We start from the raw sequence: 961 nt of genomic DNA, 5'->3' as shown, positions 1-961 counted from the left end.
CCCGGGTACGCCGCCCGGCGGCGGGCCGGCGGGCGCGGGGGTCGGCTCGGGCTCGTCGGCCACTTCGCCGCCGAAGCTGCGGATCAGCTCCGCCAGCCCGCCCCGGAACCCCTGGCCGACCGCGGCCACGCGCCAGACACCCTTGCGGTAGACGTCGCCGATCATGACCGCGCGCTCGTCGGAGAAGTCCGCGCCGGTGAACGCGTAACGGAGCACCTCCGTACCACCGGCCACGATGCGCAGGTATCCGGACGTGATCTGCGCGGCGCTGCCCGGGCCGTCGAGCGCCGCGCAGAACGACAGCTTCTGGATCGCGTCGGGGACCTTGTCGAGCGTCACCCGGAACGACTGGCTGTCACCGGACTGGGCGCCGAGCAGCTGGATCGAGGACTCCGGCGAGTTCGGCTGGTTGAAGAAGACGAAGTACCGGTCGTCCGAGAGCCGGCCGGCACCGTCCAGCCCGAAACAGGACACGTCCCACTCGCCCGGCGCGTTGATCTGGATCCCGATGTACAGATCGGTGCCAGCGGTGATCGCCGACAGTTGGGACTTCTGCCCTCGACTGAACTGCGTTGCCACCGCGCTCCCTCCCGTCAGCGTGCCGGCTGAATCGGCGCGCGAGCGTCGCGCGCGTGGCCCGACCGCACCCGCACGAACCGGACTGTCCGGAAAACTAGCAGCCCGGACGGCCCCCGGCAGAACCTGTCCGTTCCCGGAGCGCTGTCGGACCGCGGACACACAGCGCGCCACCGCCTCCGCCTCCACGCCCCGGGCCTGACGGCCGGCCGTGCCGCCGTCGCGCCGTGGCGCCGTCGCGCCGTGGCGCCGTCGCGCCGTGGCGCCGTGGCGCCGTCGCGCCGTCGCGCCGTCGCGCCGTGGCGCCGTCGCGCCGTGGCGCCGTCGCGCCGTGGCGCCGTCGCGCCGTGGCGCCGTCGCGCCGTGGCGCCGTCGCGCCGTGGCG

The 961-nt window shown here is 74.8% G+C and carries 1 protein-coding gene; it reads right to left on the bottom strand.

Annotation, left to right across the window (positions count from 1 at the left end; translation table 11 throughout):
* Positions 1-579 (bottom strand): TerD family protein (locus FMEAI12_RS25955; protein ID WP_146776767.1); only part of this gene is annotated, 579 nt, incomplete at its 3' end.
* Positions 580-961 lie beyond the last annotated feature (382 nt).

It is taken from the genome of Parafrankia sp. Ea1.12 (assembly GCF_900465275.1).
Lineage (GTDB): Bacteria > Actinomycetota > Actinomycetes > Frankiales > Frankiaceae > Parafrankia > Parafrankia soli.
The sequence above is the reverse complement of the archived record's forward strand: the minus strand, read 5'-3'. Positions and strand labels throughout refer to the sequence as shown.